This window comes from Pseudomonas serbica (assembly GCF_028823535.1).
Classification (GTDB): domain Bacteria; phylum Pseudomonadota; class Gammaproteobacteria; order Pseudomonadales; family Pseudomonadaceae; genus Aquipseudomonas; species Aquipseudomonas serbica.
In genome coordinates this window covers 257,243-270,750 of record NZ_JAQIYM010000005.1, presented here as the reverse complement: position 1 = coordinate 270,750, position 13,508 = coordinate 257,243, and the positions used below count along the sequence as shown (strand labels likewise).

10 protein-coding genes are annotated in these 13,508 nt (G+C 58.3%); 9 read left to right on the top strand and 1 reads right to left on the bottom strand.

Translation table 11 applies throughout. From position 1 onward, the window contains the following. Nucleotides 1-283: 283 nt before the first annotated feature. Nucleotides 284-1,573 carry a citrate synthase gene (gltA, locus tag NQL71_RS10230; protein WP_007977501.1) on the bottom strand — a complete coding sequence of 430 codons (1,290 nt, stop codon included), beginning with the start codon at nt 1,571-1,573 and terminating at the stop codon, nt 284-286. A gap of 363 nt (nt 1,574-1,936) precedes the next feature. On the opposite strand from gltA, the gene sdhC reads away from it, so the two are divergent. From sdhC to sucD, 9 genes are all read left to right on the top strand, one after another. Further along, nucleotides 1,937-2,311 (top strand): succinate dehydrogenase, cytochrome b556 subunit, encoded by a 375-nt coding sequence (sdhC, locus tag NQL71_RS10225; RefSeq protein ID WP_016773673.1) that lies wholly within the window; start codon nt 1,937-1,939, stop codon nt 2,309-2,311. Continuing rightward, nucleotides 2,305-2,673: a succinate dehydrogenase, hydrophobic membrane anchor protein gene (sdhD, locus tag NQL71_RS10220; RefSeq protein WP_046819375.1), complete on the top strand. Its 369-nt coding sequence runs from the start codon at nt 2,305-2,307 to the stop codon at nt 2,671-2,673. The genes sdhC and sdhD overlap by 7 nt, the downstream gene beginning before the upstream one ends. Before the next feature lie 3 nt (nt 2,674-2,676). Continuing rightward, nucleotides 2,677-4,449, top strand: coding sequence for a succinate dehydrogenase flavoprotein subunit (gene sdhA / locus NQL71_RS10215; protein WP_046819376.1), 1,773 nt, complete (start codon nt 2,677-2,679; stop codon nt 4,447-4,449). 11 nt (nt 4,450-4,460) lie between these two features. After that, nucleotides 4,461-5,165: a succinate dehydrogenase iron-sulfur subunit gene (locus NQL71_RS10210; RefSeq protein ID WP_008063297.1), complete on the top strand. Its 705-nt coding sequence runs from the start codon at nt 4,461-4,463 to the stop codon at nt 5,163-5,165. Nucleotides 5,166-5,426: 261 nt separating this feature from the next. Next, a complete protein-coding gene (locus tag NQL71_RS10205) occupies nt 5,427-8,258 on the top strand; it encodes a 2-oxoglutarate dehydrogenase E1 component (RefSeq protein WP_046819377.1) in 2,832 nt (943 codons plus the stop codon). Nucleotides 8,259-8,300: 42 nt separating this feature from the next. After that, nucleotides 8,301-9,521, top strand: a complete 1,221-nt coding sequence (odhB, locus tag NQL71_RS10200) for a 2-oxoglutarate dehydrogenase complex dihydrolipoyllysine-residue succinyltransferase (protein ID WP_046819378.1) — start codon at nt 8,301-8,303, stop codon at nt 9,519-9,521. A gap of 98 nt (nt 9,522-9,619) precedes the next feature. Beyond that, nucleotides 9,620-11,056 carry a dihydrolipoyl dehydrogenase gene (lpdA, locus tag NQL71_RS10195; protein ID WP_046819379.1) on the top strand — a complete coding sequence of 479 codons (1,437 nt, stop codon included), beginning with the start codon at nt 9,620-9,622 and terminating at the stop codon, nt 11,054-11,056. Nucleotides 11,057-11,252: 196 nt separating this feature from the next. After that, complete coding sequence (gene sucC / locus NQL71_RS10190) at nt 11,253-12,419, top strand: ADP-forming succinate--CoA ligase subunit beta (RefSeq protein ID WP_007919879.1); 1,167 nt, start codon at nt 11,253-11,255, stop codon at nt 12,417-12,419. After that, entirely contained in the window at nt 12,419-13,300 is an 882-nt protein-coding gene (gene sucD / locus NQL71_RS10185; protein WP_003223019.1) for a succinate--CoA ligase subunit alpha, read from the top strand. The genes sucC and sucD overlap by 1 nt, the downstream gene beginning before the upstream one ends. The last annotated feature ends 208 nt before the right edge of the window (nt 13,301-13,508 follow it).

Genomic DNA, 13,508 nt, shown 5'->3' with positions numbered 1-13,508 from the left:
ATTGCGGTAAACAGAAATGCCCCGGTCGAAAGACCGGGGCATTTTTGTTTGTCTGCAGGTTTAGAGGTCTGGTGTCAGGGCTGACGAATTCGCGAGCAGGCTCGCTCCCACAGTAATTGGTGTGTTCACTGGAGTTCAATGTGGGAGCGAGCCTGCTCGCGAAGGCGATAGTGCCGGCACTGCAATACTTGAAGAGGGCGGGAAGGGCGCACAAACAAAAACGGCCTCTATATGGATAGAGGCCGTTTCCGGTACAACTCAACACGCTACAGCAAGACTGATCTTACTTGCGGTCTTCCAGCTTGGTGATGTCACGCGACTCGTAGCCGGTGTACAGCTGGCGCGGACGGCCAATCTTGTACGGGCTGGAGAGCATTTCTTTCCAGTGGGAGATCCAGCCGACGGTCCGCGCCAGGGCGAAGATCACGGTGAACATGCTGGTTGGAATGCCGATCGCCTTGAGGATGATCCCCGAGTAGAAGTCGACGTTCGGGTACAGCGAGCGTTCGATGAAGTACGGGTCGGTCAGGGCGATCTCTTCCAGGCGCATGGCCAGTTCGAGTTGCGGATCGTTCTGGATGCCCAGTTCCTTCAATACTTCGTCGCAGGTCTGCTTCATCACGGTGGCGCGTGGGTCGCGGTTTTTGTAAACGCGGTGACCGAAGCCCATCAGCTTGAACGGATCGTTCTTGTCCTTGGCCTTGGCGATGAACTTGTCGATGTTAGAGACATCGCCGATTTCATCGAGCATGGTCAGGACGGCTTCGTTCGCACCGCCGTGGGCAGGGCCCCACAGTGCAGCGATACCGGCGGCGATACAGGCGAACGGGTTGGCACCCGAAGAGCCGGCCAGGCGTACGGTGGAGGTCGATGCGTTCTGCTCGTGGTCGGCGTGGAGGATGAAGATCCGGTCCATGGCCTTGGCGAGCACCGGGCTGATCGGTTTGATCTCGCACGGGGTGTTGAACATCATGTGCAGGAAGTTTTCCGCGTACGACAGGTCGTTGCGCGGGTACATCATGGGTTGGCCCATGGAGTACTTGTAAACCATCGCTGCCAGGGTCGGCATCTTGGCAACCAGGCGGATCGCGGAGATTTCGCGATGCTGCGGGTTATTGATGTCCAGGGAGTCGTGGTAGAAGGCCGAGAGGGCACCGACTACGCCGCACATGACAGCCATCGGGTGGGCGTCGCGACGGAAGCCGTTGAAGAAGGTCTTCAACTGCTCGTGAACCATGGTGTGGTTCTTCACGGTGCTGACGAACTGGGCCTTCTGCTCTGCGGTCGGCAGTTCGCCGTTGAGCAGCAGGTAGCAGGTTTCCAGGTAGTCCGATTTTTCAGCCAGCTGTTCGATCGGGTAACCGCGGTGCAACAAAATGCCGTTGTCACCGTCAATATAGGTGATCTTCGACTCGCACGAAGCGGTCGACATGAAACCTGGGTCGAAGGTGAAGCGGCCCGTGGCCGTCAGGCCCCGAACATCGATAACATCGGGACCAACGGTGCCGGTTAAAATGGGCAGCTCGACGGGGGCTGCGCCCTCGATGATCAACTGCGCTTTTTTGTCAGCCATGTGGCCTCCTATTTATGCTTGAAATCATCAGACAGACCCCCCACGCAGGGCCCGCACCACTATAGTGAGATAAATCCGAATGTCAATTTGCCTAAAGTCTTGCTCCAGAAGGCTTTAACCGTACTTTTTTCTCGAAATTGCCTGCCATTTACGCCTTTTATGTCCGTTGTGCAATCAGCTGTTTGGGTGAGGTCTTTGCGTTGTCATTAGTAGCCTAACTGTCTATACTCGGCAGCCGACCGCCAAGGGCTTTTGGGCTTGCGTTATTGGGGGTCGCCTCCCTGGGTGGTGGTTACCTGACCAGTGCACTCCCCAACAACTTTGCCCTGATTGTTAGGGGCTCTTCAGTGTGAAAAAAAAGCCGTGAAAAGCCAACGACCTGTAAACCTAGACCTAAGGACCATCAAACTCCCAGTCACTGCTTACACGTCCATTCTTCACCGTATCTCCGGTGTCATCCTCTTCGTGTGCCTTGCCATCATGCTTTATGCATTGGACAAGTCGCTGAGCTCCGAGGAAGGCTTCGGTCAGGTGAAAGCGTGTCTGACCAGTCCGCTAGCCAAGCTAGTGATTTGGGGCATCCTGTCCGCCTTGCTGTATCACCTGGTTGCCGGTGTGCGCCATTTGATCATGGACATGGGCATCGGTGAGACGCTGGAAGGCGGCAAGCTGGGCTCGAAAATCGTTATCGCCGTTTCCGTGGTGGTAATCGTTCTGGCAGGAGTTTGGATATGGTAACTAACGTCACGAACCTGTCGCGTTCGGGCCTCTATGACTGGATGGCGCAACGTGTGTCTGCGGTCGTTCTCGCGGCTTACTTCATTTTCCTGATCGGATACGTCGTGGCCAACCCTGGCCTCGAGTACGCCCAATGGCATGAACTGTTCGCCAATAACTGGATGCGTATTTTCAGCCTGCTGGCCCTTGTTGCTCTGGGCGCTCACGCCTGGGTCGGCATGTGGACCATCGCGACCGACTACCTGACGCCAATGGCGTTCGGCAAGTCCGCGACGGCTATACGTTTCCTGTTCCAGGCAGTATGCGGCGTTGCGATGTTCGCTTACTTCGTCTGGGGCGTGCAGATTCTCTGGGGTATCTGATTCATGGCTAACATTCCAACGATTTCTTTCGACGCCATCATTATTGGTGGTGGCGGTGCCGGCATGCGCGCAGCGCTGCAACTGGCGCAAGGCGGTCACAAGACTGCGGTAATCACCAAGGTTTTCCCGACCCGTTCGCACACTGTATCCGCCCAGGGCGGCATCACCTGCGCCATCGCGTCCGCTGACCCGAACGATGACTGGCGCTGGCACATGTACGATACCGTCAAGGGTTCCGACTACATCGGTGACCAGGACGCTATCGAATACATGTGCCAGGAAGGCCCGGCTGCCGTTTTCGAGCTGGACCACATGGGTCTGCCGTTCTCGCGCACCGAAACCGGCCGTATCTATCAGCGTCCGTTCGGCGGTCAGTCCAAGGACTACGGTAAAGGCGGCCAGGCTGCCCGTACCTGCGCAGCGTCCGACCGTACCGGTCACGCCCTGCTGCACACCCTTTATCAGGGCAACCTGAAAGCTGGCACCACGTTCCTGAACGAGTACTACGCCGTTGACCTGGTGAAGAACGGTCAAGGCGAATTCGTCGGCGTGATCGCCATCTGCATCGAAACCGGCGAAACCACCTACATCCGTGCCAAGGCTACTGTCCTGGCAACCGGCGGTGCAGGCCGTATCTATGCCTCCACCACCAACGCCCTGATCAACACCGGTGACGGCGTTGGCATGGCCCTGCGTGCTGGCGTGCCGGTACAAGACATCGAAATGTGGCAGTTCCACCCGACCGGCATCGCCGGCGCCGGTGTACTGGTAACCGAAGGTTGCCGTGGTGAAGGTGGATACCTGATCAACAAGCACGGCGAGCGTTTCATGGAGCGTTATGCTCCGAACGCCAAAGACCTTGCCGGTCGTGACGTTGTTGCCCGTTCGATGGTTAAAGAGATCATCGCCGGTAACGGCTGTGGCCCGAACGGCGACCACGTAATGCTCAAACTCGACCACCTGGGCGAGGAAGTGTTGCACAGCCGTCTGCCTGGCATCTGCGAACTGTCCAAGACGTTTGCTCACGTTGATCCGGTTGTTGCTCCAGTTCCGGTTGTTCCGACCTGCCACTATATGATGGGCGGCGTAGCCACCAACATTCATGGCCAGGCGATCACCCAGGACGCCGAAGGCGTAGACACCATCATCCCGGGCCTGTTCGCTGTAGGCGAAGTGGCTTGCGTATCGGTTCACGGCGCCAACCGCCTGGGCGGCAACTCGCTGCTCGACCTGGTGGTCTTCGGCCGTGCTGCCGGCCTGCACCTGGAAAAGGCGCTGACCGACGGTATCGAGTACGACGACGCCACCGACGCCGACATCACTGCGGCCCTGGCGCGTCTGTCCGCCCTGAACGAGCGTACCGATGGCGAAGACGTGGCAACCCTGCGTCGCGAGCTGCAAAACTGCATGCAGAACTACTTCGGTGTATTCCGTACCGGCGAATACATGCAGAAGGGTATTGCCCAGCTGGCTGACCTGCGCAAGCGCATCGCCAACGTCAAGATCAACGACAAGTCGCAGGCGTTCAACACTGCGCGTATCGAAGCTCTGGAACTGCAGAACCTGCTGGAAGTGGCCGAAGCTACCGCCATCGCTGCCGAAGTACGTAAAGAGTCCCGCGGCGCTCACGCCCGTGAAGACTTCGAAGATCGTGACGACGAAAACTGGCTGTGCCACACCCTGTACTTCCCGGGTGAGAAGCGCGTTGCCAAGCGTGCCGTGAACTTCTCGCCGAAGACTGTTCCGACTTTTGAACCTAAGATTCGGACTTATTAAGGGTGGCCGCCATGTTGCAAGTCAGTGTTTATCGTTACAACCCTGATCAGGACGCTGCGCCGTTCATGCAGGAATTCCAGGTCGATACCGGTGGTAAAGACCTGATGGTGCTGGACGTACTGGCCCTGATCAAAGAGCAGGACGAAGGTTTCTCCTATCGTCGCTCTTGCCGTGAAGGTGTTTGCGGTTCCGACGGCATGAACATCAACGGCAAAAACGGCCTGGCCTGCGTCACGCCGCTGTCTGCTGTTGTAAAAGGTAACAAGTTGATCGTTCGTCCTCTGCCAGGTTTGCCGGTTATCCGTGACTTGGTCGTCGATATGAGCATCTTCTACAAGCAATACGAAAAGGTTAAGCCTTACCTGCAGAACGACACGCCGGCTCCGGCCATCGAGCGCCTGCAGTCCCCTGAAGAGCGTGAAAAGCTCGATGGTCTGTACGAGTGCATCCTGTGCGCCTGCTGCTCGACCTCGTGCCCGTCCTTCTGGTGGAACCCGGACAAGTTCCTGGGTCCAGCTGCACTGCTGCAAGCGTACCGCTTCCTGGCAGACAGCCGTGATACCAAGACGTCCGAGCGTCTGGCTTCGCTGGATGACCCGTTCAGCGTATTCCGCTGCCGCGGGATCATGAACTGCGTCAACGTATGTCCGAAAGGCCTGAACCCGACTAAGGCCATCGGTCACATCCGTAACATGCTGCTCTCCAGCGGCGTGTGATTCAGCCGTAGTACCCGTAAGACTGTTGTACCCGTAGATGCTGCGGCGCAGGCTTCAACCGGCGCCGTAGTTTTAACCTGAGCAGCAGCCTAAAAGGCTGCGGCTCTTATTTTGAAGAAATGAGACAAGCAGGGGCATCCGGGCTGGTACCCGGACTATCAGTGTGATCCTAGTGGCTTGTTTTGGTCGCTGCATTCGGACTTCTGCAAGTTTGCTCGGTGTCGACACCGGTGGTGTTCCCCTAACCGAGGGTGACCAAGCATGCAAGAAAGCGTGATGCAGCGCATGTGGAACAGCGCCTACCTATCCGGTAGTAACGCTGCCTATGTGGAAGAGCTCTACGAGCTCTACCTGCACGACCCTAACGCTGTGCCAGAAGAGTGGCGCACCTACTTCCAGAAGTTGCCTGCTGACGGCAACTCTGCCACCGATGTTTCGCACTCCACAATTCGCGATCATTTCGTCTTGCTGGCAAAGAACCAGCGCCGCGCCCAACCGGTTTCCGCCGGCAGCGTGAGCAGTGAGCACGAGAAGAAGCAAGTTGAAGTGCTGCGATTGATCCAGGCCTACCGTATGCGTGGCCACCAGGCAGCCCAGCTTGACCCGCTGGGGCTGTGGCAGCGTCCTGCACCTGCAGACCTGTCGATCAATCATTACGGCTTGACCAATGCCGATCTTGATACGACCTTCCGTGCCGGCGACCTGTTCATCGGCAAAGAGGAAGCGAGCCTACGCGAAATTCACGAAGCGTTGCAGCAGACATATTGCCGCACCATCGGCGCTGAGTTCACGCACATCACCGATTCCGAGCAGCGCCAGTGGTTCCAGCAGCGCCTGGAAAGCGTGCGTGGCCGTCCGACGTACTCCGCCGACATCAAGAGCCACCTGCTCGAGCGCGTGACCGCCGGTGAAGGCCTGGAAAAATACCTGGGCACCAAATACCCGGGCACCAAGCGTTTCGGCCTGGAAGGTGGCGAGAGCCTGATTCCGATGCTCGACGAGCTGATCCAGCGTTCCGGTTCCTACGGCACCAAGGAAATCGTCATCGGCATGGCCCACCGTGGCCGTCTGAACGTGCTGGTCAACACCTTCGGCAAGAACCCGCGTGAGCTGTTCGACGAGTTCGAAGGCAAGAAGAAGGTCGAGCTGGGTTCCGGTGACGTCAAGTATCACCAGGGCTTCTCGTCCAACGTAATGACCACCGGCGGTGAAGTTCACCTGGCCATGGCGTTCAACCCGTCCCACCTGGAAATCGTTTCCCCGGTGGTCGAGGGTTCTGTTCGCGCCCGCCAGGACCGTCGCAATGACCTGACCGGCGAGAAGGTCCTGCCGATCTCCATCCACGGTGACGCGGCATTCGCCGGTCAAGGCGTGGTGATGGAAACCTTCCAGATGTCGCAGACCCGCGGTTTCAAGACCGGCGGTACCGTGCACATCGTGATCAACAACCAGGTTGGTTTCACCATCAGCAACCCGCTGGACTCGCGTTCCACCGAGTACGCGACCGACGTTGCGAAAATGATCCAGGCGCCGATCCTCCATGTGAATGGCGATGATCCGGAAGCCGTGTTGTTCGTGACCCAGCTGGCCATCGACTACCGCATGCAGTTCAAGCGTGACGTGGTGATCGACCTGGTCTGCTACCGTCGTCGCGGCCACAACGAGGCCGACGAGCCAAGCGGCACCCAGCCGATCATGTATCAGCAGATCACCAAGCAGCGCACTACCCGTGAGCTGTACGCCGATCGCCTGACCCAGGCCGGTGTGTTGGACGCTGAACGTGTTCAGGCCAAGGTCGACGAATACCGCAACGCGCTGGACAACGGTCTGCACGTAGTGAAAAGCCTGGTCAAAGAGCCGAACAAAGAGTTGTTCGTGGACTGGCGTCCGTATCTGGGCCACGCCTGGACCGCGCGTCACGACACTCGCTTCGATCTGAAGACCTTGCAGGAACTGTCCGCCAAGCTGCTGGAAATCCCGGAAGGCTTCGTGGTTCAGCGCCAGGTTGCGAAGATCTACGAAGACCGTCAGAAGATGCAAGCCGGCGGCCTGCCGATCAACTGGGGTTACGCCGAAACCATGGCGTACGCGACCCTGGCGTTCGAAGGTCACCCGATCCGCATGACTGGCCAGGACATCGGCCGCGGTACGTTCTCGCACCGTCATGCCGTGTTGCACAACCAGAAGGACGCGGGCACCTACATCCCGCTGCAGAACCTGTACGACGGTCAGCCACGTTTTGACCTGTACGACTCGTTCCTGTCCGAAGAAGCGGTGCTGGCGTTCGAGTACGGTTACTCGACCACCACGCCAAATGCCCTGGTTATCTGGGAAGCCCAGTTCGGCGACTTCGCCAACGGCGCCCAGGTTGTAATCGACCAGTTCATCACCAGTGGCGAGCACAAGTGGGGCCGTCTGTGCGGTCTGACCATGCTGCTGCCGCACGGTTATGAAGGTCAGGGGCCGGAGCACTCCTCGGCTCGTCTGGAGCGTTACCTGCAGCTGTGCGCCGAGCACAACATCCAGGTGTGCATGCCGACGACGCCGGCACAGATCTACCACTTGCTGCGCCGTCAGGTGATTCGCCCGCTGCGCAAGCCACTGGTAGTCCTGACTCCGAAGTCGCTGTTGCGCCACAAGCTGGCCATCTCGACCCTGGAAGATCTGGCCGAAGGTTCCTTCCAGACCGTTATCCCGGAAATCGACGCCCAAGACCCGAAAAAGGTCGAGCGCGTTGTCCTGTGTAGCGGCAAGGTCTACTACGACCTGCTGGAAAAACGTCGTGCCGAAGGCCGTGACGATATCGCCATCGTGCGTATCGAGCAGCTGTACCCATTCCCTGAGGACGACTTGAAAGAAGTCCTGGCGCCTTACACCAACGTCAAGCATGCCGTGTGGTGTCAGGAAGAGCCGATGAACCAGGGTGCGTGGTACTGCAGCCAACACCACATGCGTCGCAGCATCAGCAACCTCAACAAGTCCCTCGTACTCGAGTACGCGGGCCGTGAGGCTTCTGCTGCACCGGCATGCGGTTACGCATCGATGCACGCCGAGCAGCAGGAAAAACTGCTGCAAGACGCCTTTACTGTTTAACGCCTTCGCGCACCTGAAACCGAATTTAAGGACCCACAGATAATGGCTATCGAAATCAAAGCCCCCACTTTCCCGGAATCGGTTGCCGACGGCACCGTTGCCACTTGGCACAAACAACCGGGCGACGCGGTCAAGCGCGACGAACTGATCGTCGACATCGAAACCGATAAAGTCGTACTCGAAGTGTTGGCTACCGCTGACGGCGTGCTGGGCGCTATCGTCAAGAACGAAGGCGACACCGTTCTGTCCGACGAAGTCCTGGGCTCCATCGAAGCGGGCGGCGCTGCTGCCGCTCCAGCCGCTGCTGCTCCGGCCGCCGCTGCCCAAGCTGCTGCTCCAGCTGCCGAAGGCGAAGACGATCCTGTTGCTGCACCGGCTGCCCGCAAGCTGGCTGAAGAAAACGGTATCAACATCGCTTCCGTTGCCGGCACCGGCAAAGGCGGCCGTGTGACCAAGGAAGACGTGGTTGCAGCCGTTGCTGCCAAGAAAGCCGCTCCGGCTGCCGCGCCTGCCAAGGCTGCTGCACCTGCCGCTGCTGCTCCAGTATTCGCTGCTGGCGATCGCATCGAGAAGCGCGTTCCGATGACCCGCGTTCGCGCTACCGTGGCCAAGCGCCTGGTAGAAGCCCAGTCGAACATGGCGATGCTGACCACGTTCAACGAAGTCGACATGACCGAAGTCATGGCCCTGCGTTCGAAGTACAAGGATCTGTTCGAGAAGTCCCACAACGGCGTGCGCCTGGGCTTCATGTCGTTCTTCGTGAAAGCGGCCACCGAAGCGCTGAAGCGCTTCCCGGCTGTCAACGCGTCGATCGACGGCGGTGACATCGTTTACCACGGCTACGCTGACGTCGGCGTTGCAGTTTCCAGCGATCGCGGCCTGGTTGTACCGGTTCTGCGTAACGCCGAACTGATGAGCCTGGCTGAAATCGAAGGCGGCATCGCCACCTTCGGCAAGAAAGCCCGCGACGGCAAACTGTCGATGGACGAAATGACCGGTGGTACCTTCACCATCACCAACGGCGGTACCTTCGGTTCGATGATGTCGACCCCGATCGTCAACCCGCCACAAGCAGCCATCCTGGGCATGCACAACATCATCCAGCGTCCGATGGCCATCAACGGCCAGGTCGTTATCCGTCCGATGATGTACCTGGCACTGTCCTACGATCACCGTCTGATCGATGGCAAAGAAGCTGTGACTTTCCTGGTGACCATCAAGAACCTGCTGGAAGATCCGGCTCGTCTGTTGCTGGATATCTGATAGAAGCAGCCATGAGCTGCAAGCTCGAGCTCGCGGAAAACCCGCGGCTTGGCTTGCAGCTTGCGGCTTGAAGCTTTTCGCTAAAGAGGATTTTTTGAATGTCGCAGAAATTTGACGTAGTAGTGATCGGCGCTGGCCCTGGCGGCTATGTGGCTGCCATCAAGGCCGCACAGCTTGGCCTTTCGACCGCCTGCATCGAGAAGTACACCGACAAGGAAGGCAAACTGGCTCTGGGCGGTACCTGCCTGAACGTCGGCTGCATTCCATCCAAGGCCCTGCTGGACAGCTCGTGGAAGTACAAGGAAGCCAAAGAAGGCTTCGCGATCCACGGTATCAACCACGCTGGCGTGACCATGGACGTGCCAGCAATGGTCGGCCGCAAGGCCACCATCGTCAAAGGCCTGACCTCTGGCGTTGCGACCCTGTTCAAAGCCAACGGTGTGACTTCCATTGAAGGTCACGGCAAGCTGCTGGCCGGCAAGCAAGTTGAAGTCACCAAGCCAGACGGTTCGGTAGAAATCATCCAGGCCGAGAACGTCATCCTGGCTCCAGGTTCGCGTCCGATCGACATTCCGCCAGCTCCGGTTGACCAGAATGTGATCGTCGATTCGACTGGCGCACTGGAATTCCAGACCGTGCCTAAGCGTCTGGGCGTGATCGGCGCTGGCGTGATCGGTCTGGAACTGGGTTCGGTCTGGTCGCGTCTGGGTGCAGAAGTGACTGTCCTGGAAGCCCTGGACACCTTCCTGATGGCCGCTGACGCCGCCGTTTCCAAGGAAGCGCTGAAAACCCTGACCAAACAGGGCCTGGACATCAAGCTGGGCGCTCGCGTGACCGGCTCCAAAGTGAACGGCGACGAAGTCGTGGTGAACTACACCGATGCCAAGGGCGAGCAGAACATCACGTTCGACAAGCTGATCGTAGCCGTTGGTCGCCGTCCGGTGACCACTGATCTGCTGGCTGCCGACTGCGGCGTGACCCTGGACGAGCGCGGTTTCGTGCACGTCGATGATCACTGCGCCACCACAGTACCGGGCGTCTACGCCATTGGTGACGTGGTTCGCGGCATGATGCTGGCGCACAAGGCGTCCGAAGAAGGCATCATGGTTGTCGAGCGCATCAAGGGCCACAAGGCCCAGATGAACTATGATTTGATCCCTTCGGTTATTTATACTCACCCGGAAATCGCGTGGGTAGGTAAAACCGAGCAGGCCTTGAAAGCTGAAGGCGTTGAAGTTAACGTCGGCACCTTCCCGTTTGCAGCCTCTGGCCGTGCCATGGCTGCCAACGACACCGGTGGTTTCGTCAAGGTCATCGCAGATGCCAAGACAGACCGCGTACTGGGCGTCCACGTGATCGGCCCAAGCGCCGCAGAACTGGTTCAGCAGGGCGCAATCGGTATGGAATTCGGCACCAGCGCTGAAGACCTGGGCATGATGGTTTTCTCCCATCCGACCCTGTCTGAAGCCTTGCACGAAGCTGCTTTGGCAGTGAATGGCGGCGCCATCCACATCGCCAACCGCAAGAAGCGTTAAGACAATAAGAAACCACGGCGGTTTGGCCCGTCGTGAGCCTTGCATGCAAGACTCACCGCGGAATATCCGCTGGACGCAGTCTTGCGTAGCTGCACCGGTTGTCCGGAAAGGCTACGCAAGCAGCAGTCACAGGTGGTGCGGCACTTGAACAAGTGCAGCACCGAATGCGCAGTACCTAACGAAGACGGTAAAAAGCATGAATCTTCACGAGTATCAGGGTAAGCAGCTGTTCGCTGAATACGGCCTGCCAGTTTCCACTGGTTATGCAGTAGACACCCCGGAAGCAGCAGCAGAAGCTTGCGACAAGATCGGCGGCAGCGAGTGGGTTGTCAAAGCCCAGGTCCACGCCGGTGGTCGCGGTAAAGCGGGCGGCGTAAAGCTGGTTCGCAGCAAAGAAGACGCCAAGGCCTTCGCACAGCAGTGGCTGGGCAAGCGTCTGGTGACTTACCAGACTGACGCCAATGGCCAGCCAGTCACCAAGATCCTGGTTGAATCGTGCACTGATATCGCTAAAGAGCTGTACCTGGGCGCTGTCGTTGACCGTTCGAGCCGTCGTATCGTGTTCATGGCTTCCACCGAAGGTGGCGTGGACATCGAGAAAATCGCTCACGACACTCCAGAAAAAATTCTGAAGGCCACTATCGATCCACTGGTTGGCGCTCAGCCATTCCAGGGTCGCGAGCTGGCATTCCAGTTGGGTCTGGAAGGCAAGCAAGTTGCCCAGTTCGCCAAGATCTTCGTAGGTCTGGCCAAACTGTTCAAGGATCACGACCTGGCCCTGCTGGAAGTGAACCCGCTGGTGATCAAGGCTGACGGCGATCTGCACTGCCTGGACGCCAAGATCAACATCGACGCCAACGCCATGTACCGTCAGCCTAAGCTGAAGACTTTCCACGATCCGTCGCAAGACGATCCGCGCGAAGCGCACGCTGCCAAGTTCGAACTGAACTACGTAGCGCTGGAAGGCAACATCGGTTGCATGGTCAACGGTGCTGGCCTGGCCATGGGTACCATGGACATCGTCAACCTGCATGGCGGCAAGCCAGCCAACTTCCTCGACGTGGGCGGCGGTGCTACCAAGGAACGCGTAACTGAAGCGTTCAAGATCATCCTGTCCGACACCAACGTCGCTGCAGTACTGGTCAACATCTTCGGCGGCATCGTTCGCTGCGACATGATTGCCGAAGGCATCATCGGCGCCGTGAAAGAAGTCGGCGTGAAAATCCCGGTTGTTGTTCGCCTTGAAGGCAACAACGCTGAGCTGGGCGCTAAAGTACTGGCAGAAAGCGGTTTGAACATCATCGCTGCTACCAGCCTGACCGACGCTGCTCAACAAGTTGTCAAAGCTGCGGAGGGCAAATAATGAGCGTCCTGATCAATAAAGACACCAAAGTTATCTGCCAGGGTATTACCGGTTCGCAAGGTAGTTTCCACACCCAGCAAGCCATCGAATACGGCACCAAGATGGTGGGTGGCGTAACTCCGGGCAAAGGCGGCACCGAGCACCTGGGCCTGCCAGTGTTCAACACCGTGAAAGACGCTGTAGCTGCCACTGGCGCCACCGCCAGCGTGATCTACGTTCCAGCTCCTTTCTGCAAAGACTCGATCCTGGAAGCTGCTTTCGGCGGCATCAAGCTGATCGTCTGCATCACCGAAGGCATTCCTACCCTGGACATGCTGGACGCTAAAGTTAAGTGCGACGAACTGGGTGTTACCCTGATCGGCCCTAACTGCCCAGGCGTGATCACCCCAGGCGAATGCAAGATCGGCATCATGCCAGGTCACATTCACTTGCCAGGCAAGGTCGGTATCGTTTCCCGTTCCGGCACCCTGACCTACGAAGCTGTGAAGCAAACTACTGACGCCGGTTTCGGTCAGTCGACTTGCGTCGGCATCGGTGGTGACCCGATCCCGGGTTCGAACTTCATCGACATCCTGAAGCTGTTCCAGGAAGACCCGAAGACCGAAGCGATCGTAATGATCGGTGAGATCGGCGGTTCGGCTGAAGAAGAAGCGGCTGCCTACATCAAGGCACACGTGACCAAGCCAGTTGTTTCCTACATCGCTGGTGTGACTGCTCCTCCGGGCAAGCGCATGGGCCATGCTGGCGCAATCATCTCTGGCGGCAAAGGCACTGCAGACGAGAAATTCGCTGCTCTGCAAGACGCAGGCGTTAAAACCGTGCGTTCGCTGGCAGACATCGGCAAGGCCCTGGCCGAGCTGACGGGTTGGGCTGTCAAGTAAGCCTCGCGCTTAGCTGACGCTTCACCAAACAAAGGCCACCTTCGGGTGGCCTTTGTCGTTTCCGGGTGATCGTTCCCACGATCTGTGCCAAGGTAGAAAATTAGGTATGTAAACGCGACATTGAAGTGTCGCGTATCGGATAGATCGCACCCTAACAGTGCGTTTGGCGTGCAAATTCGTTAGGATACGCGCCATTTTTGCGTCCGCA